Raw genomic sequence first — 24551 nt, 5'->3', positions numbered from 1 at the left:
CGCTCTCACTGCCCCTTCGCGGCGTAGAACGACTCGGTCGCGTCCTTCGACGGCGCCCACCAGTCCTCGTTCGCGCGGTACCAGTCGATCGTCGAGGCGAGTCCGGACTCGAAGTCGGAGAACTGCGGACGCCAGCCGAGCTCGGTGCGCAGCTTCGTCGAGTCGATCGCGTAGCGCAGGTCGTGTCCCGCGCGATCCGTGACGTGGTCGTAGGCGTCGGCCGGGAGGCCCATCTGCGTGAGGATCAGCTCGACCACCGACTTGTTGTCCTTCTCGCCGTCGGCGCCGATCAGGTACGTCTCGCCGATCGCGCCCTTCTCGAGGATCGTCAGGACGGCCGAGGAGTGGTCGTCGGCGTGGATCCAGTCGCGCACGTTCTGCCCTGCGCCGTACAGCTTGGGGCGGATGCCGCGGATGACGTTGGTGATCTGGCGAGGGATGAACTTCTCGACGTGCTGGTAGGGGCCGTAGTTGTTCGAGCAGTTCGAGATCGTGGCCTGCACGCCGAACGACCGCACCCAGGCGCGCACCAGCAGGTCGCTGCCCGCCTTGGTGGAGGAGTACGGCGACGACGGGTTGTACGGCGTCTGCTCGGTGAAGCGCTGTGGATCGTCGAGCTCGAGGTCGCCGTAGACCTCGTCGGTCGAGATGTGGTGGAACCGGCGCTCGTGCCGGCGCGCGGCCTCGAGCAGGGTGTAGGTGCCGATGATGTTCGTGTCGAGGAACGGGCGCGGGTCGTGCAGCGAGTTGTCGTTGTGGGACTCCGCCGCGTAGTGCACGACCGCGTCGGCCTTCGCGAAGAGCCCGTCGACGAGCTCGGCATCGGCGATGTCTCCCTCGACGAGCTCGACGCGGTCCTCGGGGAGGCCCGCGAGCGATGCGCGGTTGCCGGCGTAGGTGAGCTTGTCGAGCACCGTGACGTGCGCGTCGGTGTGCGCCACGACATGGTGCACGAAGTTGGATCCGATGAAGCCGGCGCCGCCGGTCACGAGCAGGCGGGTCATGCGCGGCCCCTCTCCAGCAGGTCGAGCAGGTAGGAGCCGTAGCCCGACTTCACGAGAGCCTCGGCGCGCGATCGCAGCTGCGCGTCGTCGAGGAAACCCTGTCGCCAGGCGACCTCCTCGGGCACCCCGATCTTCATGCCGGTGCGGCGCTCCATGGTGCGCACGTAGTCGGCGGCATCCGTCATCTGATCGAACGTCCCGGTGTCGAGCCATGCGGTTCCCCGCGGCAGCACCTCGACCTGCAGCTTGCCGCGCTCCAGGTAGGCGCGGTTCACGTCGGTGATCTCATACTCTCCACGGGCGCTGGGCGCGAGGTTGCGGGCGATCTCGACGACGTCGTTGTCGAAGAAGTAGAGCCCGGGGACCGCGTAGTTGCTCTGCGGGTTCTCCGGCTTCTCCTCGAGGGAGACGGCCTGGCCGTCCGCGTCGAAGGCGACGACACCGTACGCCTCCGGTTCGGCGACCCAGTAGGCGAAGACCGCGCCGCCGTCGATGTCGGCGAAGCGCTTCAGCTGCGTGCCGAGGCCGGGACCGTAGAGCAGGTTGTCGCCCAGCACGAGGGCGACGCTGTCGTCGCCGATGAAGTCCGCCCCGATCGTGAACGCCTGCGCGAGGCCGTCCGGCGACGCCTGCTGCGCGAAGGTCAGCGAGATGCCGAACTGCGAGCCGTCGCCGAGGAGTCGCTCGAAATGCGCGGCGTCGTGGGGCGTGGTGATCACCAGGATGTCGCGGATACCCGCGAGCATCAGCGTCGACAGCGGGTAGTAGACCATCGGCTTGTCGTACACCGGGATCAGCTGTTTCGAGACGCCCAGCGTGATCGGATGCAGCCGGGTCCCCGATCCGCCCGCAAGAATGATGCCCTTCATGATCCCCCTCGTGAAAACGTCGGTGTCCGTGGTGGCGTCACAGAGCAGACGGCCATCCCCTGCCGTCCACGACCCCCACAGCCGTATCCGACGACTCTATCGGATGCTCTGCGGCGAGACCGGGATGGGGGAGCTTTTCCAGGTTCATGGGGTATGGTGCGCAGCGGGGAGGGGCCAGAACTCGAGTGGTTCCCGCAAGAACACGGTCGCATCGTGACGACGACGCGACCGGTGACGGATCGCCCGAGCTCGCTGTCAGAAGCACGATCCCCCACATAAAGGCCCGGGCTCTCCCATATGACTTCGTTCCGCCAGGTCGCGTCCCCGCGATCGTCGAACCGTCCGCATACCCCTCGATCGATCTGGACCGCGATGACCGTCGCGCTCGTGATCGGCGCACTCGCCGTCCCGTCCGCGGCAGGCGCCGCCGTCGATGAATCGGTTCCCGAACCCGGCAGCGCACTCGCCTCCGGCGATGCGCAGACCACGACGGATGCCGATGGCACCGAGACCTGGACAGACACGTTCACCCGCACGACGACGGGAGGGTGGGGCGACGGCTACGTGTCATCCCCCGCATCCGACGTCTCGGTGAGCGATGATGCCGGCGTGATCGCGACCAGCGGCGGGCACCGGAGCATCCACGTCGCGACGACAGCGACGGCGACCGACGCGACCGTCGGCGCGACGATCCGCTACTCCGCGGTGCCGACCGCCGGCTATGGCGCGACGACCATCGTGACGACGCGCAACAGCGAGTCGGGGTACTACGGTGCCCGCTTCCGGCTCGACACCCAGTCGCGCGGCGTGCTCTCGATCGGCCGCTACGACGCGAACGACACCCAGACGGTGATCCGTCAGGACCTCCTCCTGATCGGCGAGGTGCCCGAGGGCGCCGCCGTGCGGGTGGAGATCGAGGCGGACGGCACCGATGACGTGACGGTGCGCGCGCGTGCCTGGATCGTCGGCACCGAGACGCCGCGCTGGCAGATGAAGGTGACGGACGGATCTGCGGAGGCCGTGCGGACCGCCGGTACGCCCGGCGTCCAGACGTACATGTCGCCCGGCAATCAGCCCCTGGCCGTGAGCGTCGACGAGCTCAGCGTGAGCTCCGACGACCTTCAGGCCGCTCCCGAGCCGGTCCCGACGCCGACGCCGGTGCCGACCCAGGAGCCGGTCCCGACCCCGACGACGGAGCCCACGCCGACCCCGACCACGGAGCCCACGCCGACCCCGACCACGGAGCCCACGCCGACACCGGAGCCGACCACGGCCCCGACGCCGACCCCGACCGCGACGCCGACGCCGACTCCCACGCCCAAGCCGACTCCGACGCCTACGCCGAAGCCGACTCCGACGCCGACGCCGACGCCCACTCCTACTCCGACGCCGACGCCGACGCCGACTCCCACGCCGACGCCGACTCCCGAGCCGGAGCCGACCACGCCGCCCGTCACGCCCCCGGTGACTCCGCCGGTGACACCCCCGGTGATTCCGCCGGTGACACCCCCGGCATCCGGTAGCGGCACCGCAGGATCCGTCCCCGTCGGACAGGCCTCCTACCCTGCTCCCGCCGACGCGATCTACGTGGTGCCGGACGGCACCCGCAGCTCGGGCAACGGAACCAAGGCGAACCCGGTGGCCGGTGCACAGCGTGCGATCGACGCAGCCCCGAGCGGCTCGACGATCGTGCTGCGCGCGGGCACCTACCGCGAGACCCTCGCGGTGCCTTTCTCCAAGAAGCTGACGATCCAATCGGCACCCGGTGAGGCCGTGTGGCTCGACGGCTCCAAGCCGGTCACCGGCTGGTCGCAGTCCGGGAGCAGCTGGGCGGCGCCGTGGAGCACGTTCTTCGACAGCCGCGTGTCGTTCAGCCAGGGCCAGGATGAGACGAGCTGGTGGGTCAACGGCTCGAACCCGCTGGCCGGCTACCCCGATCAGGTCTGGTTCGACGGTGCGCCGCTGACGCAGGTCGCCAGCCGTTCGGCAGTGACCGCGGGAACCTTCTTCGTGGATCAGGGTGCGAAGCAGATCGTCGTCGGCAATGACCCGGCGGGTCACGCCGTCGAGGCGAGCGCGCTCGCCAAGGGTCTGAAGATCCAGGGCGAGGGCACCACGGTCCGCGGTATCGGCGTGCAGCGTTACGCCACGACCGTCGCGATGCTGGGCGCCGTGAGCGCTGAGGTCAACGGACTCACCCTCGAGAACATGGTGATCCGCGACAACGCGACCGTCGGCCTCTTCGTCTGGAACGACAACAAGACGCTGCGCAACCTCACGGTCACCGGCAACGGACTGCTGGGCATCGCGGTGAACGACACCGACAACCTGACGGTGGAGAACTCGCTCGTGACCGGTAACAACGCCGCGAAGTTCAACTACACGCCGGTGGCCGGCGGGGTGAAGATGTCCCGCGCCTCGAACGTGACCGTGTCGGGCAGCATCATCTCCGACAACGTGGGGTCCACCGGCCTGTGGTTCGATGTCTCGAGCTCGAAGCTCAACATCACGAACAACGTGTTCGAGGGCAATGGACGCGAGGGTCTCGAGATCGAGCTCAGCCAGACGGCGACGGTGGCAGGCAACTACATCATCGGCAACGGCAACAGCGGTGTGTTCGTGTTCGACTCGGGCGACGTCGACATCTGGAACAACACGATCGTCGACAACGGACGAACGATCACCTACATGCAGGATGAGCGTCGGCAGGAGATCCAGAGCATCAGCTCGCTGATCCCGTGGATCACGAGCGACGTGGTCGTGCGGAACAACATCCTCTCGTACGGTGGCCAGGCGTGCCCGATGCTCGTGCAGGACCTGACGAACAAGTGGTCGGGCGGCCAGTTCGGCATCTCACAGGATGCCAACCTGTACCACCGGTCGTCCGCCTCGTCGCCCGCGAACTTCGCATGCTGGGCGGACGGCCCGAACGGCACCCGTGGCATCACCACGATCGAGGAGTTCCGGGCGCTGACCGGCAACGACGCGAAGTCGGTGCTGACCGAAGGCGCACCGATCGTGGATGCCACGACGTGGCAGCTCACGTCGGCGATCCCCGGTGTCGGTGTCTCGGCCCTGCCGGGGAAGGTCGTGGATCTGCTGGGCGTGTCCCTGCAGACGCGCGCGATCGGCGCGCCGCACGCGCCGGTGACCGCCCGCTGACCCTCGTCGGCTGACGACGCCCGAACGGCGTCGTCAGCCGACGAGCACCATCCGTCGGCGCAGCCGGCCAGAGAGCAGCGCGTTCGCCAGCGAGACCGCACGCAGCCCGCGCCGCTCGTACTCGTCGAGGACGTCCGAGATCAGCGCCACTCGATCGAAAGGCGTGATCTCGGGGTCGTCGACGCCGTCGGCTGCGCCGGCGCGGGAGTCGTGGGCGAGGACGATCGCTCCCGCCTCGATTCCCGACGTCGCTCGGGCGAGCCGCTCCGAATGCTCCGCGTCGCGCCCGTCGAGCACACTGGTCGTCCAGAGCACCGGGGTCATGCCGGCTCGGTGAACCGCCTGCCAGGTCGCCGGCGACAGGGCTCCGTACGGGGGCCGGTACCAGCGGATCGGCACGCCGGACAGCTGCTCGAGCTCGGCACGAGACGACTGCAGCATCCGCAGCGCCTCGGCGCCGGTGAACGACGTCAGCCGCCGGTGATCCGCCCCGTGCAGAGCGAGCTCGTGCCCCTCGGCGACGATCCTCTTCAGGAGCTCGGAGTGCGTGCCGGTGCGGGTGAGCAGCACGAAGAACGTCGCCGTCGTGCCGCGCCGGGCGAGCTCGTCGAGGATGCGAGGGGTCCACTCGGGATCAGGGCCGTCGTCGAGCGTGAGGACGACGACCTTGCGGGCGGTGTCGACGCTCACCACGGAGCGGAACACCGGAGAGACGCTGCGCGCGGTGCGGCGCAGCGCGGCCCGCACACGACGAGCACTGCGTGCGGGGCGGGCGTCGCGCGCGTACTCCGGCGCGGCGGCGCCGAGCGCGCCCTGCACCAGTCCGATTCCGCGCTGCACCTCGCGCGCTCCGCCGGCGCGGCGCGGAAGCGAGCCGGACAGCACCCCGGTCACGCAGCGAACGGCACCGCGAGCGGACCAGCCGGCGCCCTTGACGAGGTTGCGCACTCGCGAGCGGACTCGCGCCGGAGCATCGTGCGCCATGCGCAGCTCGACCACCGACTGCGTCTGTCCGTGATGCCGGGCTCGCGCCAGCGCGAAGCGCCGGGTCGCGCGCTCGGCCTCGAGCTCATCCTCGGCGACCGATGCAGGGCAGGCGACGACGCGGCCGCCCGCACGGACGATCGCGCGGGTGAAGAGAGTGTCTTCACCGCCGGAGAGGCCGAGCGAGGTGTCGAAGGAGATCCCCGCAGCACGGACCTGCTCCAGGTCGAGCAGGAGATTGCCGGCGCCGGCGGCGGGCAGCGACTCGCCGTCCGCGCGGAGAGGGCGCGCGAAGAGGCCGGATGCCAGCACCCACGGATCGGTGCCGGCCGGGAACTCGGTGTGCACGTGCCCGGCGACCGCCGCGGCACCGGTGCGGCGCCAGGTGTCGACGAGCGCACGAAGCCAGTCCGCCCGTGGGACCTCGTCGTCGTCGATGAACGCCAGAAGGTCGTACTCGCCCGTCACGTCGAGTGCGTGCTGGCGAGCGGCTGCGATTCCCGGGGTCGGCTCGGGAGCGTAGGTGACACGGATGCCGGGCGACGGCGCCGTCGCGACGCCCCTCGCACTGCCCTCCGGGTCGTTGTCGATCACGAAGACGTCGACGCTGTCGCGGTCGTCGAGCTCCGCGAAGCGGAGCGGGAGCACAGCGAGGAGGCTGGTGAGACGCTCGGGGCGCCGGTAGGTCGGAATCGCCACGGCGATCCGGACGCCACCGGTCATCGACGTGCCTTCCGCAGCGCGGCGGCAGCATGGAAGGCGAGGGAATGCTCGGCGCCGACCGTCGACCAGTCGCGCTGAGAGAGATCGGGCGACCCCTCGATCCCGGCCGAGACCGCGGAGCGCACGCGCGCCAGATCGGCATCCGTCAGTTCGCCGTCGAAGAGGTGCACCCAGCGCTCGCCGACCTCGATCGCGAGCGCCCGGTTGACGGTGTTGTCGGGAACGAGGATCGCCCGTCCGACCGAGAGAGCGGCCAGCGCGGTGCCGGAGTTGTGCATGTGCCGGTACGGCAGCACGATGAACTCCGCCTCGGAGATCCGCGCCACCAGTTCGGCGTCGTCGAGGAAGCGGAAGTGAAACTCGATCCGGTCATCGCCCGCGGCGAGGCCGATCAGCTCGGCTTCCAGATCGTCGGTGGAGGGCCGCCCCGCGACCGAGAGGCTCGAGCCATCGGCATCCAGCGCCCGGAACGCCTCGATCAGCTGCTCCACGCCCTTGTACCGGCGGATCAGACCGACGTAGCCCATCCGGCCCTCGATCGCCGGCGGCGTGGGGTACGACGCGAACCAGTCGCGGTAGTGCCCGTGAAGGATCGTCCGCCGCGCATGTCCCTCGGGGAGGGGTGTGTCGTCGTTCAGCGTGATCGTGAGTGTCGTGAGGCGGTCGACGGCGTCGAGCAGCACGAGGTCGATCTTCGCCATGTCGGACGGGCGCTCGAGGTTGTGCAGCGTCCGCACGATCGCGACGCCGGTCAGGCGGGCCCGGAGGAGGAACACCGCGGTGAGAAGGCGTCGAGCGATCCGGCCGGACAGGCGGTGGCCGCCGACGAGGAGCTCGGGCCAGTGCACGTGCAGCACGTTGAGGCGGCCGAGGATGGCGCGCTTCCAGCTGAAGAACGACAGGTCGATGCCGGGCGTGCGGTCGAGCGACTCGCACAGCTGCACCAGGTACGGATTCGTGGTCGGGCGAAGCCGGGTGAGCGACTCCATCACCGCGAGCGGTCGTCGTCGTCCGCTCATCGCCGTCGTGTACCAGTCGCCGACGATCGCCGGCAGCCGGTCCTCGGCCCATCGCCGATGCGGTCGCCCCGGTGTCGCGGACGTGTCGCGCAGCGTCTGGGCGAGGCGGTCGGGGAGGTTCGGAGCAGCAGCGGCGACGACGCGGGCGTTGACGTCGGCGAGCGTGGGCGGCCCGCCCAGGTCGAGGCACACCACCGGGAGCCCCATCGCGCTCGCCTCCCCGACGATCCATCCCGCCTGGTCGTGCATCGACGGGAAGAGCAGCGCGTCGGACGCGGCGAGGGTGTCGAGCGTCTCGTCGCGCGGCAGGTGCCCGAGGAAGTCGACGCGGTCGGCGACGCCGAGCGTCTGCACGAGCCGCTGCAGTCGCCTGCGCTCATAGCCCTCGCCGAGGATGAGCAGACGCCACCCGTCGGCAGCCGGTCGTGAGATCGTCTCGATCGCGAGGGCCGCGCCCTTCCAGGCCAGCAGGCGCCCGGCGAAGACCGCGATGCGTCCGGAGTCGCTGCCGCGATGCGGCGGGATCTCCTCGGCGAACGCGGCGTTCGGCTCGACGACGACGCGCTTCGCCCGGCGGAACCGGTGCGCGACGTCGGGGTTCTGCGCGACCACGAGTGCGGCGCGACGCGCGGTCGGGTCGCCCCAGACCGCGCGGGGGAGAGCGGTGAGGGCGGTTCGGGCGAGCTCGGTCACGGTGCCGCGCACGCCCAGCCAGCGGCGGAGCGCCGTGATCGGAACGCGGCTCGCGCCCCCGACGGGACCCCAGACGACAGGGACGTCGAGCTTCGAGATGCCGCACGGCAGCCAGTCGTTCGCGAAGCTGACGTGGTGCGCGACGTCGAACGAGATGTCGGCGTGGAGTCGCGCTGCGGTCTTCCCCGCGAGGCGCTGCCACAGCGCGTAGTACCAGTAGAGGTCCCAGGCGCGGCGCTTCAGGCGCATCACGCGAGCGGGCAGGTCGATGTGCACGACGGTGACCCTGGCGGCGAGTTCCGGAGACTCGGCCAGCGCGGTCGACAGCGCGTCGCGGAAGCGCTCGCGGGTGAGGATCCAGACATCGCCGGTCTCGGCTGCGGCGCGTGCGAGCGCCCAGCCGGCCGTCGCTTCCGGGCCTTGATCAGGACCGCAGGCATACGCACTGATGAGAACGCGAGGCCGAGTGGCTGCGTTCGGAGGGTCGACAAGGGTCATTGCAATGGTCCTCCCCTTCGCCGAGGCGTCAGCGACGCTCCCCAGATGCGTGCCCCCTCGGCAAGGCATACTCTATCTGGTGGATGAGGCCCCGTTCTGTGGGGTTCGACGGAGGGGACACGCCGAATGGCCACGGAGAGTTTTGCGGATTCGATGCGGCGCCTGTCCTCGGCGCAGAAGGGCCGCGCGAAGGGCGCTCCCGCCTACAGTGTGTACGTGAATCGCCCGGTCGGCCGCGTCTTCGCGGCCGTCGCCCACCGCATCGGTCTCTCGCCGAACGGCGTCACCGCGGTGAGTGCCGTGTTCACCTTCTCCGGCATCCTCGTCCTCGCGCTCGCGACGCCGGCGTGGTGGACCGGGTTCCTCGTCTGGCTCCTGCTCGCGGTCGGCTACGCGCTCGATTCGGCCGACGGCCAGGTCGCGCGACTGCGCGGTGGCGGGTCGATCGCGGGGGAGTGGCTGGACCACTTCATCGACGCCATCAAGATCGTCTCGCTCCCGATCGCCACCGCGATCGGACTCTTCCGCTTCACGGATCTGCCCACCCCGTACCTGCTGGTGCCGCTCGCGTTCGCCGTGGTCGCGACCGCGACCTTCTTCGGCATGATCCTGAACGACCTCCTGAAATCGTCGAAGGGGATCGCCTCATCCGCGCAGATCGGGGGCGGTGGGGCTCTGCGCTCCGTCATCCTGCTGCCGGTCGACTACGGGGTGGTCTGCTTCGTCTACGTGCTGTGGGGCTGGGCGAGCGTCTTCGCCGTCGCCTACGCCTTCTTCTTCGCCGCGGCCGCCGCATTCTGCCTGCTCGCGGCCGTTCGCTGGTTCCGCGCCATGCGGAGCATCGGGAACGGGGCCCCGAATGCCGGATGAGTCGACTCTGGCGATCATCGTCGTCAACTACGGGTCATCCGCGCTCCTCGAAAGGAATCTCGTCGCGACCAGCAGGGCGCTGCCCGACGCGGCCGTGTACGTCGTCGACAACCGCACGACGGCCGACGAGGCTCGCCTCGTCGGCGAACTGGCCGAGCGAGAGGGCTGGATCGCTCTGCCGCAGCAAGGCAACCTCGGTTTCGGCGGGGGCGTGAACCGCGGCGTCGAGGCCGCGCGCGCCGACGGCAGGACCCGCTACCTGCTGCTCAACCCGGATGCCTCGATCGGTGCCGAGTCGACGCATCTGCTCCTCGACGAGGTCGACGTCGCCGAGTCGGTCGTCGCGGCACCCCTGGTCGAGGACGGTGCGGGGCGAGTGTGGTCGGCCGGTCATGTGCTCGATCTGCACGACGGCGCCACGCACGGACGTGCATGGGCGGAACGGCATCCTGACGCCGACACTCGTCGGTGGCTCACCGGAGCCGCGCTGATGATCAACGACGCCGCGTGGACCGCGGTCGACGGGTTCGATGAGGAGTACTTCCTCTACTGGGAGGACGTCGACTTCTCTCTGCGGATCGAGGATGCCGGTGGGCGTCTGGTGCTCGTGGAGCAGGCGAAGGCCGTGCACGACGAAGGCGGGACGCAGGGCATCGGGGATCCCGACATGCACGCCAAGTCGCCGCTCTACTACTACTACAACATCAGGAATCGGATGCTGCTGGCGCAGAAGCTGTTCGAGCGGGAGACCGTGCGTCGGTGGGATGCGGGCTCGGTGTCCGCAGCGCGCGAGGTGCTCCTCCGCGGTGGCAGGCGTCAACTTCTTCGGCCGTGGCGTCCGCTGCGCGCCGTCTGGCGCGGATGGCGTGACGGGCGGCGCATCGCGCGGCAGGCCTCCTGACGTCCCCGTCCGGGTACGGGACGGTCCGATAGAATCTCGGCATCCGTCGACATCGCGACGGCGTGGGGCGCGGAGGGGACGATCATGGTCGGAGAACCGGACGGATCAGTGCAGGGCACTCGTCGGAAGAAGACGTGGCTCTGGATCGCGATCGCCGCGGTCGCCGCGATCGTCGTCGCCGTCATCGTGTACTTCGCCGTCACAGCCGGCTCCTCGGAGGGCGGCACGCCGACCACCAGTCCGTCGCCGTCCGCATCCTCGTCGGCTTCCGCCGACGGCACGGATCCGAGCGCTCAGCCGACTCCGGATCCTTCGGCGACGCCCGGCACCATGCCCGAGCTCGCGCCCGTCGCACCGGACCAGCCCTCGGACAACGGCGAGGGTCTCGTCGCCGAGATCACGGCCATGAAGGCCGTCCAGGGTGAGGCGGTGCAGGCCGGAGAGATCGCGGGTCCGGCCGTGCAGTTCACGCTGCGACTGACCAACGACACGGATGCCGCCATCGATCTGGGCCTCATCGCGGTGAACGCCTACATCGGGGAGGGACTGACCCCGGCGGGCGGCCTCGTGAAGCCCGGAGCTGCGCCGTTCGAGGGAACGCTCGACATCGGCGACTCGACCGACGGCGTCTACGTGTACAGCATCCCCGAGGGTCAGCGCGGCGACGTGACGCTGACGCTCGACTATCGCGCAGGGCAGCCCGCGTTCGTCTTCCGCGGCAAGGTCGGTTGAGCGGTCGAGAAGGCCCGTCTCCGGGTCTGTGACCTGGGGGCTTGCCGATATACCGCGTTTGCCCTAGGATCAGCGCAGGGGAAAGGTCGTCTATGGGGGACGGCCTTCATTTATGCGTCGCTTCTCATGCGCGCAGTGCAACTCTGGGGAGAAAAAGTGCACAACTTTTGGGGTGGCCGTTCTGTGACGGCCGACACGCGCGAGAACCGCGCTCATCGTGGCGTGAAGCTGCTCGGCGCGGTCGCCGCAGCTCTGGCTCTCATCGTCGGCGCGCTGACCGTTCCGGTCGCCGCGGTCGCTGACACGACGCCGGCCGCGGGCACGCCGGAGACGTTCGCCGCCGACGCGCTGCCGACCGTGCAGATCGACGGCGTCGTCTACGCGCAGGAAGTCGTCGGCAACACCGTCTACGTGGGCGGCAGCTTCGCGAAAGCGCGGCCCGCCGGGTCTCCGCTCGGGTCGAACGAGACGCCTCGCGCGAACCTCCTCGCCTACGACCTGACCACCGGCAACCTGATCTCGTCCTGGAACCCCGGCACGAACGGCACGGTCCTCGACATCAAGAAGTCGGCCGACGGCTCGCGCATCTACGTCGCGGGCATGTTCTCGCAGGCCGCCGGCGCATGGCGCTACCGCGTGGCCGCGTTCGACACCGCCACCGGCGCGCTCGTCACCTCGTGGGCGCCGGAGGCGAACGGTCGCATCGACTCGATCGCGCTGACGAACTCCACGGTCTACCTCGCCGGTGAGTTCACCACGATCAACGGCACGCAGCGCACCAAGGTCGCCGCCGTCTCGACGTCGACGGGCGCCGTCACCCCCTTCACCGCAGATGTGCAGGGCGGATACGGCGCGAAGGGCGTCGTCATCTCCCCTGATCAGTCCAAGGTCGTCATCGCCGGATCGTTCACCTCGGTCAACGGCTCGAGCAACCCGGGACGCGGCATCACGGCGCTCGACGCGAGCGTCGGCTCGCTGCTCCCGTGGGCGATGAACAGCGTGCTGCGCAACGCCGGCACGGTGGCGGCGATGTACTCGCTGTCCTCCGACGGCGACAGCGTCTACGGCACGGGCTTCGACTATGGCGGAACCTCGCAGGACGGCTTCGAGGGCGCGTTCCGCGCGAACTGGAGCGACGGCAGCCTGCAGTGGATGGAAGACTGCCACGGCGACAGCTACGACGTCGCTCCCGTGGGCGACGCGATCTACGTGGTCGGCCACCCGCACTACTGCGGCAACGTGAACGGCTTCCCTGAGACGAACCCGCGCTCGTACAAGCACTCGCTCGCCTTCTCGAAGGCCTCGAGCGGCAAGCTGATCACCAACGACACGCAGGGCTACCGCAACTTCGCGGGGCAGCCCTCCGGTGATCTGCTGCAGTGGTACCCGGAGTACGTGCCCGGCACGTACACCGGCCAGTCGCAGGGGCCGTGGCAGGTCAGCTCCTCGGGCGACTACCTCCTCGTGGGTGGCGAGTTCCTCAAGGTGAACGGCGCATCCCAGCAGGGCATCGTGCGCTTCGCGAAGAAGAACGTCGCCCCGAACAAGCAGGGCCCGCAGGTCCAGGGCGGCGCGTGGACGCTCAGCGCCACGTCGTTCCAGACCGGTGTGAACCGGCTCTCCTGGAGCGCGAACTACGACCGCGACAACCAGAGCCTGCACTACCAGGTCTTCCGCCAGGACAAGGGCATGACGACGCCCCTGTACGAGACCGATCAGCTCTCCAACTTCTGGACGAGGCCGGCGATGTCGTACCGCGACTCCACGGCGGTGCCCGGAACCACCTACAACTACCGGATCAAGGCCATCGATGCGTACGGCAACAGCACGCAGAGCGACTGGACGCCGGTCACGACCGCCGCAGCAGGCGTGTCGACCGCTTATGACGAGGCTGTCCTCACCAGCGGCGCCGTGGACTACTGGCCCCTGAACGAGGCCACAGGCACGGCCGCCTACGACTGGGCGGGCGGCAGCGACCTCGCGGTCGCCAACGGGACGCGTGGCGCCGCCGGTCCGGTGACGCCAGGCTCGGCGACCACCTTCAGCGGCAGCACCGGCTCGTCGGCCGGCACCACCACGGCGACGGCGGGACCGCAGACCTTCACGGTCGAGTCCTGGTTCAAGACGAACAGCACCCGCGGCGGCAAGATCGTCGGCTTCGGTTCCAACGCGACCGGCAACTCCGGCAGCTACGACCGGCAGGTGTACCTCGACAACGCGGGACGCGTCACCTTCGGCGTCTACCCGGGCGCGACCCGCACGGTCACGAGCGGCACCGGCTTCAACGACAACCAGTGGCACCACGTGGTGGCGTCGCTGAGCTCGAAGGGCCAGGTCCTCTGGGTCGACGGCGTCAAGATCGGTGAGCGCACCGACACGACCTCGGCGCAGGACTACATGGGGTACTGGCGCATCGGCGGTGACAACCTCGGCTCCTGGCCGAACGTCGGCACGAGCTCCTACCTGAGCGGCTCGATCGCGAACGTCGCCGTCTACGACCGGGCACTGACCCGCAACGAGATCGACGCGCACCGCATCGCCAGCGGGCGCACCAGCGCGCTTCCGCCGGCGCCTGCCGACAACTACGGCAAGTCGGTCTTCGCGCTCGACCCGACGCTCTTCTGGCGTCTGAACGAGACCGGTACCGGCACGTCCGCCGCCGACTCCGGCATGAACAACTCCACCGGCACCTACACGGGCAGCACGAGCGTCCTGGTCAAGAACCAGACCGGTGCGATCTCCGGCGTGTCCAACAAGGCGATCCGCTGGGCGCCGACCACGAGCTCGACCACGGTCCGGCTCGCCGGCACCAAGCAGTATGTCGCCCCGCAGGTCTTCTCGGCAGAGGCGTGGTTCAAGACCACCTCCACGGCCGGCGGCAAGATCGTCGGATTCGGCGACAGCAACAGCGGTCTGAGCAGCAGCAACGATCGTCACATCTACCTGACGACCGACGGCAAGCTGAACTTCGGCGTCTGGAACAACGCGCAGTACACGATCACCACCACGGGTGCGGTGAACGACGGCCAGTGGCATCATGTCGTCGGCTCGCTCTCGGGTGACGGCATGGCGTTCTACGTCGACGGCGCGCTCGTCGGCACGAACGCGAACACCACCGCTCAGGACTACAGCGGGTACTGGCGAGTCGGTAACGACAGCGGCTGGGCCGGTGCGACCACGTTCACCGGAACGATCGACGAGGTCGCGGTCTACGGAGCCGCGCTCACCCCGGCGCAGGTGAGCGAGCACTACCAGCTCGGCGCCTTCGGCTCGGTGAACGAGCTTCCGACCGCCGCGTTCAGCAGCATTCCAACGAACCTCGACGTGGCCTTCGACGCCTCGACCTCGGTCGACACCGATGGCGCGATCGCCTCGTACAAGTGGACCTTCGGCGACGGAGCCTCCTCGACCGACGGACCCACGGCTGCGCACACCTACGCGACCGGCGGCACGTACGACGTGAAGCTCACGGTGACGGACGACCGCGGCGGGACCTCCACGATCACGCAGCCGGTCACGGTGCAGGCGGCCAACGTGCTGCCGACCGCCGCGTTCGACGCCGTGACGACGCACATGAGCGTCGCGGTCGATGCCTCGGCATCCACCGACTCCGACGGCACGCTCGCGACCTACTCGTGGTCGTTCGGCGACGGGGCGGTGGGAAGCGGCAAGACCACGACCCACGCCTACACGACGCCCGGTGAGTACACCGTGACCCTGACGGTCACCGACGATCGGGGCGGCAGCGCGACCACGACGAAGCAGGTGACGGCGGCGCTCGCGCCGAACGTCCTGCCGACCGCCGCGCTCGCCGGGACGATCACCAACCTGTCGGCAGCACTGGACGCCTCGGCATCCGCTGACTCCGACGGCCAGATCGTCTCCTACGCCTGGAACTTCGGCGACACCGTCACGGCCACCACGACGACGCCCACGACGACCCACGAATACGCGGCCGGCGGTGCGTACACCGTCACGGTGACGGTCACCGACAACCGCGGTGGCACGGCGACGGCGACGAAGCAGCTGACTGCGGTCGAGCCGCCGAAGTTCACGGTGCTGGCGAACGACAAGTTCGCACGCACGGTGGCCTCCGGCTGGGGAACCGCCGAGCAGGGCGGCGCCTGGACCACGTCCGGCGGGGCTGCGAGCTTCTCGGCGAACGGGACCTCGGGCCAGATCGTCACCAACATCTACGACACCCGTGGCGCGATGTTGAACGCGGTCTCGTCGAAGAACACCGACACCACGGCGAAGTTCACGGTCGACCGGACCGGCGCAGGGTACTCCTGGACGATGTTCGGCCGTCAGGTCGGAGCGGACAACTACTCGGCTCGGGTGCGGTTCGAGGCGGGCAACACGATGCGGGTCTACATCCTGCGTGGTGAGACCGCGATCGGCGCCTCGTACGTGCTGCCCGGTACCTACACCGCAGGGACCGAGCTCTCGGTCCGCCTGCAGGTCACCGGCACCTCGCCGACGACCATCCGGGCGAAGGTCTGGCGCTCCGCTGATGCTGAGCCGGCCGCATGGCAGCTCTCGGGCACCGACACCACTGCCGCGCTGCAGGTCGCCGGTTCCGTCGGCCTGACCGCGTATCTCGGTGGCACCTCGGCGACGCCGACGGCGACCATGAACCTGCGTTCCTTCACCGTCGTGGACCCGACGGCGCCGACGGCGCCCAACCAGCTTCCGACGGCGGCGTTCACGCCCACGGCAGCAGGCCTCAAGGTGTCGGTCGACGCATCGGCCTCCACCGACCCGGACGGCACGATCCAGTCGTACGCGTGGACCTTCGGCGACGGAGGCACCGCGACCGGCGTCACGGCATCGCGCACCTACGCGGCAGCGGGCACCTACTCGGTGAAGCTCACCGTGACGGATGACCGCGGCGGCGTCGCGACGAAGACGACGTCGGTGACCGTGGCTCCGGCCCCGAACCAGGCGCCGGTGGCGGCATTCACGCCCACCGCGACCGGACTGTCCGTGGCGGTCGACGGATCGGCGTCCACCGATGCCGACGGCACGATCCAGTCCTACGCCTGGACCTTCGGCGACGGAGGCACCGCGACCGGCGCGACCGCGTCGCATGCCTACACGGCAGCCGGCACGTTCGACGTCATCCTCACGGTGACCGACAACACCGGAGCGACCACGTCGATCACCAAGCAGGTCACGGTCACGGCGCCTCCGGTCGCCTCCGCGCTGGCAGCCGACGCGTTCGCACGGACGGCAGCAGCCGGAAGCTGGGGCTCCGCCGACCTCGGCGGTGCCTGGACGCTCCAGAACGGTGCGGCGGCATACAGCGTGGCAGACGGCAAGGGCATCGCGACCCTCACCCCGTCCGCCACCAGGATCGCGCGGCTGGGCGTGACGGCCACCGATGCCGTCGTGCGGGTCTCGATCTCGACCGATGCATCCGTCGCGGGTGGGGCGGCCACGGCCACCGTCATCGGCCGCCAGGTCGGCGCATCCAACTACTCGACCCGCGTGCGGTTCGAGGTCGGCGGCGGCGTGCGGCTCTACCTGCTGCGCGACGAGGTGGCGCTGGGCTCGTACCTGATGCCCGCCTTCACCTACACGCCGGGCACCACGCTGAACGTGGCGCTCTCGGTCACCGGGACCAACCCGACGACCCTCGGCGCCAAGGTCTGGGCGGCGACGGATGCCGAGCCGGCGAACTGGCAGATCACCGCTACCGACACCACCGCGGCCATGCAGGCAACGGGAACGGTCGGGCTCATGAACACGGTGTCCGCCGCGTCGACGCTCCCCTCCACGGTCTTCCGCTGGGACGACCTGACCGTCACGAAGCCCTGAGTCCGACCGCTCAGAGACGACACACCCTGCCGGGGGTCCGCATCGCGGGCCCCCGGCATCGTCGTCTCCGGCATCCGTCGCCGCATCGAGGATGCCGGAGTGCTGCGCACCTCGGCACCGGACGCTCCCGGCATCCGTCCGACGCGACGCGCGTTCCGGGATGCCCGACGTCAGCGGTTCAGCGCGCGAAGCTCACGAACTCCGGGTCGGAGACGGCCGAAGCGTCCTTCCGCGTCCGTGGGACCATCGCGAGCGCGACGCCCAGCACGAGCGTGGAGATCGACGTGGAGAAGAACGGTGCGAAGAGGGAGTCCCAGAACACCTGGATCGCGAGGAAGATCATCAGCCCGCTCGCCGCTCGCTTCGCGACCTGACCTGCGGTGCCGAGCGTGATGACCACGAGCGCGACGATGAGCATCGCGGCACCGAAGAGACCGAAGCGGATCCACAGGTCGCCGAGCATCGAGTGGACCTCGAAACCGTTGCCGAACATGTACCTCTCGACGTAGCCGTTGTTCGGGTCGTAGTTGAGCCGCGCCATGCCGGTCTTGGCGATGAGCAGATCGATGCCGTTCGCGAGTGTGCCGGAACCGAGGCCGAACGGGTTCGCGGCGATGAGCTCGGTGGATGCGCCGAGTTCCGGGCGCCCGCCGAGCAGGAGCGAGCCGGACTGCGCGATCTGAGCCTCGGAGCGCACGGCTGCGGCCTTGCCGAACCAGCCCTCCAGGATGAAGGCCTGCAGGGCGGCGTAGCCGATCACGGCCGTGAAGCCGAAGACGGCGAGGGTCCGCACGGTCGTCGAGCTCTTCGCGAGGCGCGAGCCCAGGGCCTGCCAGACCACGAGCGCCGCGGCCACCAGCAGCATGGAACCGGCGGAGCGGGAGTCGTTCAGGGCGGAGACGACGGCGAGGAGCAGCAGCGCGATCATCTCGACCCACGGCCGACGACTCATCATGCAGAGAGCCAGCACGATCACGGTGGCCGGCACCGACAGGTCGAACTTCCACACGTTGTCCATGTCGAGACCGTGGAAGACGACCCCGACCATCAGCCCGACGCCGTACCAGAGCGCGGTCGCAGCGTTGCCGAGCAGACTGCGCACCCACACCACGACGCCGATCCCGCCGATCACACTGATGAGCGAGAACGTGTTCTGCTGCATCATCGACTCGCTGGTCGGATGATCACCGGCGAAGAAGTCCGTCAGCACGAGTCCGCTGATGATGGCGAGACCGCCGAGCGTCACGATCACCGAACCGCCGCGGTGCCGCCAGAGCGTCACCACCCAGACGGGCAGCAGCACGATGCTGATCAGGATGCCGGCGGTCACACCCTGCAGCAGCGTGATCCTGGCCGCCAGGATCACGCAGACGACTGCGGCGAGGACTCTCATGTCGCGACGTCTTCGGGGCCGGGGGACGCGCCCATGAGGCGATCACGGTGGCGAGCGATGTAGATCGCGAACGGCACGACCTGGAAGACGAGGACGGATGCCGCGTTCGCGAGCACCGGGCCGCCGGCGCCGAGGCTCGGGGTGATCACCAGGGCGAGCACGATGGTCGAGATCGTCATCAGGGCGACCGGGATCATCTGGAAGCGGATGCCGGCTTCGTCCATCAGGAACATCCCGAGCGGATACAGCGCGGCCTGGCACACGACCATGAGGCCGAACGCGATCACGGTGGCACTCGAGACCTCGAGCGAGTCGTTCGTGATGAACCCGAACAGCCACGGGGAGACCGCCCAGACGAGCGCGCAGATCACCGCCGCACCGGCCGCGAAGAGCGCGGCGATCGCGTAGGGCCCGCGGGTCAGCGTGCCGCGCGCGCGGGAGCGTGTGAACAGCGGCCACAGTGCGAGCCCGCCCGCTGCCACGACGCCGTTGATCGCGAAGAACACCTGACCGACCGCGCCGTACTCCGCGACCTCGTGCGTCGTGCCCGACTGGGCGAGGATGTACCGCAGCAGGGCGACGGAGAGCGGCGCCGAGATCAGCTGGACGAGCATCGGCCAGCCGATGTGCATGACCCGCACCCCCGGAACACTGCGCACCCGGGGGATGTCCTGCATCGCGCGGCGGAGCATCGGAGAGAGCGCCCTGAGCGCGAAGCCGAACCCCGCAGCGGCGACGATGAATCCTGAGACCATCGACGACAGTGCGAGGAAGGTTCCGGCCGACGGCGGCGCGAACGACACCAGCAGCCACACCAGCAGCAGATTGAGCGGCCCCTGCGCCGCCTGGATGAAGATGATCCAGTGGTTCTTGTGCAGGCCGAGCAGCACGCGCTGCCAGATGCCGAGCGGGATCCCGAGGCAGAAGATGGTGAGAGACACGAACGCGGCGAGGTCGGCGCCGGGGATCGTGCCCGCGTCGCCGAGGATCGCCCGCCAGGCACCGGTGAGATAGAGGATGGCGTTGAGGACCATGCCCGACCCGGCGAAGCCGACCATGATGCGGCCGACGGTGGTGAGCTGGGCCCGGATCACTCGATCCTGACGAGGGGTATCGCTCACCGCGATGCTGTTCACCAGCACGGCGCCCGACCCGAGGTCGGAGAAGGCGATGAGACCGGGCAGCGACGCGACGAGCGTGTACAGCGCGTAGTACTCGACACCGGCACCGCCGATGATGAGGCGGACGGTCAGGACGCCGCAGACGAGCGAGATGGCCATCGAGATGGCCCTCGCGACGAGTGCGAGCAGGACGCTCATGCGTCGCGCGCGGCGGTGTCGCCCGGTGTTCCTTCAGCGCTCGCGTTCGCCGGCTTGGCGGCGCGCGACCAGCGCCGGGCAGGAGCCTCCGCGACGTAGTAGGGGCCGCGCTCGTTGCGCTTGACCGCGTTGAGCACGATGCCGATGACGTCCTTGTGCGTGGACTTGAGGGCGGACAGCACCGCGCTGACCTGCTTGCGACGCGTCTTCCCGGAGCGTGCGACCACGAGGACGCCGTCGGACAGGTCCGCGAGCCACAGGGCATCCGACACCACGAGCGCCGGGGCGCTGTCGATGATCACGTACTCGTAGCGCGTGCGCGCCTCGGCCACGAGTTCGCGCAGGCGGTGCGAGGTGATCAGCTGCCCGGGGTTCGGGGCGGGCGAGCCGCCGGCGATGATGTCGATGTTCATCGACTTCGCGTGCTGCACGGCCTCATCGAAGGTCGCGTCGCCGACGAGGATCGAGGTGACGCCGACAGATCCCTCGAGCTGCAGCTGGGTCGCTACGGATGACCGGCGCAGATCGGCATCGATGACCAGCACGTCGTGGTTCGACTCGGCGAGAGCGGCGGCCAGGCCGATGCTGACCGAGGACTTTCCCTCGTGCGGAGCAGACGACGTCATCATGACGACCTGCAGCTCGCGGTCGACGGCGACGTACTTGAGGTTCGCCGCGAGCGCGCGGAACGACTCGGCGGCACGACTGTCGCGGCTGCGGAGCATGGTCGACAGGACCGTGTAGTTGCGGCGCCAGGCGACGATCTCGCCGATGACCGGAGCGTCGGTCACCGAGGCGATGTCGCCGCGCTCGGCGATCCTGGTGCCGAGTGCGCGTCGGATGAGTGCGTACCCGACGCTGAGGGCGAGTCCGAGTGCGGCGCCGATGAGCGTGATGAGGCGGGTGTTGGGGCCGATCGGCGCCTGAGGCATGCGGGCGGGAGCGATGGTCTCGAGGCGGACGGCCGGCTGGCCCTCCGCATCGCTCGGCGACACGTCGGCGACGGCGGAGACGAGGGAGTCGGTGATGGCCGCGGTGATCTCCTGCGCCCGCTCCTTGTCGCTGTCGGTGACCGAGATCTCGACCACGACCGTGTTGAGGGTGTTCACCACCGACACGCGCTTCGCCAGCTGGGTCGCCGTCTCGTCGAGACCGAGGTCGTCGATGACGGGAGTCAGGACCAGCGGAGAGGAGGCCAGCACGGCGTAGGTCTGCACCAGGCTCTGCACGTAGCTCGAGCCCTGCACGAGCTCGTTCGTGCTGTCCCCACGCTGCGGGATGACCATCACGGCCGCCGTCGAGCTGTACTCCGGAGGCAGGGTCCTCGAATAGCCGAACGCCGCACCGGCGCCGATGATCGTGAGCGCGACGATGACGATCCACTGTCGACGCAGGGCGTCGAGGTAGTCCTGCAGTGACATGATGTTCCTCCCCAGTGTTCGAGCATCCGGACTCGGAATCCGGGATGCTCTCCCACTGACTATTCTCCCCTGTTCACAGCCGTCAATCCGCCGTGAACTCCGAGTGTGTCACTCCGGCGGAGCTCTCCACGGTTTTCGTGACGATTCGCCGATATCCGGCGACCGAATGGCGATCGGCCGCGGCGGCTGCGGCGGCCGCCGTGTGCCGGACGACATCCGACCAGGTGTCCATGAGCTCCTGGATCGCATCGGCCACCGCGGCGGCGTCTCCGGGGGGCACGACTCGAGATGTCGGGTACTCTGCCACGGCCTCCCGCAACCCGGTGAGATCACTGACGATCACCGGGCGTTCGGCGAGAATCGACTCCACCGCGGTGTTCCCGAAGGACTCATCCGTGCGGGACGGCACGACCATGACATCGCACGCGGCGACGTGCGGCCACACATCGGTCGCGTAGCCGTGCGAGGTCACGACGTCGCTCAGCTTCTCCGCTGTGATCTGCGCCGCGAGCTCCGCCGCGTACCACTCGTAGCCGCGGAAGACATCGCCGATGATGTCGAGGTGCGCGTTCCGGCCCCGATCGCGCAGCAGGGCGATCGCGCTGACGACCACGTCAGGCGCCTTGCGGGGCGACAGCCGGCCGACGTAGCCGATGCGGATGGGGTCGAGTCGCTCGCGCGGAGGCGACACCGCAGGCGGACCGGGCACCGGGTTGAGCACGACCCTGATCTTCCGACTCAGGCCAGGGAGCGATCGGCGCATGAGGTCGGCGGTGAATCGACTGTTCGCGATGACGGTGTGCGCCCAGAGCTGCGGGCTGTAGAGGAAGGCGCGCAGCGCCCAGGGGGAGTCCGCCTCGGCCTCGTGCACATGGGTGATGGTCCGGACGCGCCTCATGCGCAGCATCAGCGGCCAGTGCGGGAGGACGACGGTGCTCACATACGCGGCATCCGGACGGTATCGGGAGATCAGCCTCCAGGAGTCCACGAAGCCGCCGGCGGCGGAGGCGAGCAGCCTCGGCCAGTTGCGCGGCCGCAGCAGCTGCTTGCGGAGCACGAACATCCGTCGGATGACGACGCGCACGCCGTGGGACTCGAGCGCGGCCACCAGGGGGCCGTGCTCGGGAAGCGCGGCGACCACATCGTGGCCGGCCGCGGCAAGACCGGCTGCCGACTCGAGCGTCACGCGATCGGCGCCGTACAGCTCAGCACCGGGGTGGACGATGAGGACGAGCAAGAGGTTCCCCGTTCCGTTCGTATCGAGACCCCGCCGGAAGCCGATCGGCGGCAGATAGGATCATTCTTACCGTGTCGACGCGGCTGGGGGGAAACCTTCGAAGCCGGCGCCCGTGCCGATCAGTGCGGGGAGGGGAATCGGGATGACTGGACGAGTGCTCTTCGTCTGCGCGCAGAACATCTGCCGATCGCCGCTCATGGCTGCCGCATTCGCGGACGAACTCGGCGCCGATGCGGGCCGATGGGTCGTGGGCTCCGCCGGCACCGAGGCTTCGCCGAGGCGGCGCGCCTGTCGGTACTCGGTCGGGGTCGTCGTCACGGCGCTCGGCCATCTCTCGACTCCGTTGACCATGGCGGACCTCGATGCGGCGGATCTGGTGATCGCTGCGTCGCTCGCCGAGCGCTCGCTGATCGCGCGGAAGAGCCCGGGCGCTCGCTCTCGCACGTTCACTCTCCGCGAGGCCCTGCTGCTCGGGGAGCAGGAGGTCTCTGCCGCAACCCTCGCCGAGTACGCCGAAATCCTGGACTCCCGTCGCGGCACGCTCCGCCTCCCGGTGCAGCGGTCGCTGCCGTGGCGACGTGAGACGGGCCACCCGCTCGACGTGGTCGACGTGCATCATCTCGGCGTCCGCACTCACCGCAGAGGGCTGCAGAAGGCTGCCGCCGACACGCGGACGCTCGCTCGCCGCCTGCAGCAGGGGATCACCCTGCCGTCCTGATCCGGTGCCGGCGGACTCCGATCACCACTCCTGTGCGCGCCGCTTCGCCCGCCGCGCAGTGCGGTGGACACTGACCCGCTTCGCGAGTGCGTGAGCCAACTGCTCGTACGCGTCGGCGACGTCTTCCCAGCGGAACGCGGTGCGCGCCCGCTCCTGTCCTCGGACGCCCCGCTCGCGCGTGCCGTCCGGGTCGGCCTCCGAGTGCTCGAAGGCCGCAGCGACGTCGTCCGGTGCGGAGAAGAACCAGCCATCGTCGGCGAGCACCTCGCGATTGAACGCGACATCGAACGCGATGACCGCTGTCGACGCGCCCAGCGCGCGCAGGAGCGAGGGATTCGTACCGCCGACCGAGTGGCCGTGGTCGTAGGTGAAGGCATGGAAGTAGAGGGCGTCCAGCAGTTCCTGGTCGTACACTCCGCCGACGAGGCGGATGCGCTCGTCGCCGGCAGCGGCCTCCTGGATCCGCTGGGTGTACTCGCTGCTGTAGGGGGCGGATCCCACGACGACCAGCGGCAGGGCCGCGGCGCTGCGACGGTAGCCCTCGACGATCTCGAGCACGTGGTTCTCGGGTTCGAAGCGGGCGACCACGAGGTGGTAGCCGGCCGGCGTCAGCCCGAGCTCTTCGATCCGGCCGTCCGTGACGGACTCCAGGATCGGGGCTCCGTAACGGATCATCTCCGTCGGCACATCGAACTGGTGACGGTAGTAGTCGGCGATGCCGGGGGCGTCGGCGATCAGGGCATCGGCCGTGCGCACGCCGAACTGCTCGGCCCAGCGATAGTAGGCCTTGCCGCGAGGTCCCCACTTCGAACGGCGCCACTCGAGCCCGTCCATGTGCAGCCCCACCGGTGCCCGGCGCAGCCGCAGCAGCGGCAGGAAGGGGGAGTTCGCCGCGTTGAAGACGAAGGTCGCGTCCGGGCGGCGGCGGAACATCAGATGCAGTGCGGAAAGGCCGGTGTGGCTGAGCGTCTCGATCTGCTTCACGGGAATCGCCGGGAGGTGCACCACCCGCATGCCCAGGTACTCCTTCTCGCGGCGCTCGGAACCCCGGGTGTACACGACGACGTCGTGACCGCGGGCGGCGAGACGGCGACCGACTTCCTCGATCGCCGTCTCGAAGCCTCCGTATGCTGCGGGCACTCCGCGGGTCCCCACCATCGCAATGGTGAGCGGATTCGCATTGCTCAT

At 69.4% G+C, this 24551-nt stretch carries 15 protein-coding genes; 6 read left to right on the top strand and 9 right to left on the bottom strand.

The window, feature by feature from the left end; genetic code table 11:
- Positions 1–5: 5 nt before the first annotated feature.
- Entirely contained in the window at positions 6–1004 is a 999-nt protein-coding gene (gene rfbB / locus LC452_RS17370; RefSeq protein ID WP_223627504.1) for a dTDP-glucose 4,6-dehydratase, read from the bottom strand.
- Positions 1001–1873, bottom strand: coding sequence for a glucose-1-phosphate thymidylyltransferase RfbA (gene rfbA, locus LC452_RS17365; RefSeq protein WP_223627502.1), 873 nt, complete (start codon positions 1871–1873; stop codon positions 1001–1003). Before rfbA ends, rfbB begins: the two co-directional genes overlap by 4 nt.
- 372 nt (positions 1874–2245) lie before the next feature.
- On the opposite strand from rfbA, the gene LC452_RS17360 reads away from it, so the two are divergent.
- Positions 2246–5035, top strand: a complete 2790-nt coding sequence (locus LC452_RS17360; RefSeq protein ID WP_223627500.1) for a right-handed parallel beta-helix repeat-containing protein — start codon at positions 2246–2248, stop codon at positions 5033–5035.
- Between the two features lie 33 nt (positions 5036–5068).
- Here LC452_RS17360 and LC452_RS17355 read toward each other — a convergent pair whose 3' ends face one another.
- Together LC452_RS17355 and LC452_RS17350 are read right to left on the bottom strand one after the other, a co-directional pair.
- Entirely contained in the window at positions 5069–6742 is a 1674-nt protein-coding gene (locus LC452_RS17355; protein ID WP_223627498.1) for a polysaccharide deacetylase family protein, read from the bottom strand.
- Positions 6739–8952, bottom strand: coding sequence for a glycosyltransferase (locus tag LC452_RS17350; RefSeq protein WP_223627496.1), 2214 nt, complete (start codon positions 8950–8952; stop codon positions 6739–6741). The genes LC452_RS17355 and LC452_RS17350 overlap by 4 nt, the downstream gene beginning before the upstream one ends.
- A 216-nt stretch (positions 8953–9168) precedes the next feature.
- Here LC452_RS17350 and LC452_RS17345 point away from each other — a divergent pair, with 216 nt between their 5' ends.
- From LC452_RS17345 to LC452_RS17330, 4 genes are all read left to right on the top strand, one after another.
- Positions 9169–9822: a CDP-alcohol phosphatidyltransferase family protein gene (locus tag LC452_RS17345; protein WP_223627494.1), complete on the top strand. Its 654-nt coding sequence runs from the start codon at positions 9169–9171 to the stop codon at positions 9820–9822.
- The gene (locus LC452_RS17340; protein ID WP_223627492.1) at positions 9812–10723 is read left to right on the top strand and encodes a glycosyltransferase family 2 protein; all 912 of its coding nucleotides are present in this window, start codon (positions 9812–9814) and stop codon (positions 10721–10723) included. The genes LC452_RS17345 and LC452_RS17340 overlap by 11 nt, the downstream gene beginning before the upstream one ends.
- Before the next feature lie 84 nt (positions 10724–10807).
- Positions 10808–11455, top strand: coding sequence for a hypothetical protein (locus LC452_RS17335; RefSeq protein WP_223627490.1), 648 nt, complete (start codon positions 10808–10810; stop codon positions 11453–11455).
- 183 nt (positions 11456–11638) lie between these two features.
- The gene (locus tag LC452_RS17330; protein WP_223627488.1) at positions 11639–17275 is read left to right on the top strand and encodes a PKD domain-containing protein; all 5637 of its coding nucleotides are present in this window, start codon (positions 11639–11641) and stop codon (positions 17273–17275) included.
- 178 nt (positions 17276–17453) lie between these two features.
- Here LC452_RS17330 and LC452_RS17325 read toward each other — a convergent pair whose 3' ends face one another.
- The 4 genes from LC452_RS17325 to LC452_RS17310 all read right to left on the bottom strand — a co-directional run bounded on the left by LC452_RS17325 (position 17454) and on the right by LC452_RS17310 (position 22645).
- Complete coding sequence (locus tag LC452_RS17325; protein WP_223627486.1) at positions 17454–18668, bottom strand: hypothetical protein; 1215 nt, start codon at positions 18666–18668, stop codon at positions 17454–17456.
- The gene (locus LC452_RS17320; RefSeq protein WP_223627484.1) at positions 18665–19987 is read right to left on the bottom strand and encodes a lipopolysaccharide biosynthesis protein; all 1323 of its coding nucleotides are present in this window, start codon (positions 19985–19987) and stop codon (positions 18665–18667) included. The genes LC452_RS17325 and LC452_RS17320 overlap by 4 nt, the downstream gene beginning before the upstream one ends.
- Positions 19984–21408 (bottom strand): polysaccharide biosynthesis tyrosine autokinase, encoded by a 1425-nt coding sequence (locus LC452_RS17315; protein ID WP_223627482.1) that lies wholly within the window; start codon positions 21406–21408, stop codon positions 19984–19986. The genes LC452_RS17320 and LC452_RS17315 overlap by 4 nt, the downstream gene beginning before the upstream one ends.
- A gap of 82 nt (positions 21409–21490) precedes the next feature.
- On the bottom strand, positions 21491–22645 hold the full coding sequence (locus tag LC452_RS17310) for a glycosyltransferase (RefSeq protein WP_223627480.1): 1155 nt from the start codon (positions 22643–22645) through the stop codon (positions 21491–21493).
- A 142-nt stretch (positions 22646–22787) separates the two neighbouring features.
- On the opposite strand from LC452_RS17310, the gene LC452_RS17305 reads away from it, so the two are divergent.
- Complete coding sequence (locus LC452_RS17305) at positions 22788–23363, top strand: hypothetical protein (protein ID WP_223627478.1); 576 nt, start codon at positions 22788–22790, stop codon at positions 23361–23363.
- 21 nt (positions 23364–23384) lie between these two features.
- On the opposite strand, the gene LC452_RS17300 is transcribed toward LC452_RS17305, so the two are convergent.
- Complete coding sequence (locus LC452_RS17300; protein ID WP_223627476.1) at positions 23385–24551, bottom strand: glycosyltransferase; 1167 nt, start codon at positions 24549–24551, stop codon at positions 23385–23387.

Source organism: Microbacterium sp. EST19A (assembly GCF_019969685.1).
Lineage (GTDB): Bacteria > Actinomycetota > Actinomycetes > Actinomycetales > Microbacteriaceae > Microbacterium.
The sequence above is the reverse complement of the archived record's forward strand: the minus strand, read 5'-3'. Positions and strand labels throughout refer to the sequence as shown.

Coding starts and splice junctions, on each gene's coding strand:
- rfbB (WP_223627504.1), bottom strand. CDS start 1,004: ATGACCCGCCTGCTCGTGACCGGCGGCGCCGGCTTCATCGGATCCAAC.
- rfbA (WP_223627502.1), bottom strand. CDS start 1,873: ATGAAGGGCATCATTCTTGCGGGCGGATCGGGGACCCGGCTGCATCCG.
- LC452_RS17360 (WP_223627500.1), top strand. CDS start 2,246: ATGACCGTCGCGCTCGTGATCGGCGCACTCGCCGTCCCGTCCGCGGCA.
- LC452_RS17355 (WP_223627498.1), bottom strand. CDS start 6,742: ATGACCGGTGGCGTCCGGATCGCCGTGGCGATTCCGACCTACCGGCGC.
- LC452_RS17350 (WP_223627496.1), bottom strand. CDS start 8,952: ATGACCCTTGTCGACCCTCCGAACGCAGCCACTCGGCCTCGCGTTCTC.
- LC452_RS17340 (WP_223627492.1), top strand. CDS start 9,812: ATGCCGGATGAGTCGACTCTGGCGATCATCGTCGTCAACTACGGGTCA.
- LC452_RS17335 (WP_223627490.1), top strand. CDS start 10,808: ATGGTCGGAGAACCGGACGGATCAGTGCAGGGCACTCGTCGGAAGAAG.
- LC452_RS17325 (WP_223627486.1), bottom strand. CDS start 18,668: ATGAGAGTCCTCGCCGCAGTCGTCTGCGTGATCCTGGCGGCCAGGATC.
- LC452_RS17320 (WP_223627484.1), bottom strand. CDS start 19,987: ATGAGCGTCCTGCTCGCACTCGTCGCGAGGGCCATCTCGATGGCCATC.
- LC452_RS17315 (WP_223627482.1), bottom strand. CDS start 21,408: ATGTCACTGCAGGACTACCTCGACGCCCTGCGTCGACAGTGGATCGTC.
- LC452_RS17305 (WP_223627478.1), top strand. CDS start 22,788: ATGACTGGACGAGTGCTCTTCGTCTGCGCGCAGAACATCTGCCGATCG.
- LC452_RS17300 (WP_223627476.1), bottom strand. CDS start 24,551: ATGAGCAATGCGAATCCGCTCACCATTGCGATGGTGGGGACCCGCGGA.